The sequence below is a fragment of the Citrobacter sp. TBCS-14 genome, from assembly GCF_005280805.1.
In the GTDB taxonomy this organism is placed as follows: Bacteria; Pseudomonadota; Gammaproteobacteria; order Enterobacterales; family Enterobacteriaceae; genus Citrobacter; species Citrobacter gillenii.
In genome coordinates this window covers 1-263 of the sequence record NZ_SZWM01000143.1, presented here as the reverse complement: position 1 = coordinate 263, position 263 = coordinate 1, and the positions used below count along the sequence as shown (strand labels likewise).

The window sequence follows — 263 nt, the reverse complement described above, 5'->3', positions numbered from 1 at the left end:
TTCTCTAACTCACTGGCTCCGGCAATTGTTGCTGCTTCCATTAAGGTGCTGGAGATGGTTGAGGCGGGTAGCGACCTGCGCGATCGTCTGTGGGCGAATGCGCGTCAATTCCGTGAGCAAATGTCCGCAGCAGGCTTCACGCTGGCAGGGGCCGATCACGCGATTATTCCGGTAATGCTGGGTGATGCGGTTGTTGCGCAGGCGTTTGCCCGCGAACTGCAAAAAGAGGGGATTTACGTTACCGGATTCTTCTATCCGGTGGT

The 263-nt window shown here is 56.3% G+C and carries 1 protein-coding gene; it reads left to right on the top strand.

The annotated features are described in order from the left end of the window. A partial coding sequence (locus FDX22_RS03570; protein WP_146716712.1) for an aminotransferase class I/II-fold pyridoxal phosphate-dependent enzyme occupies nt 1-263 on the top strand: 263 nt, incomplete at both ends.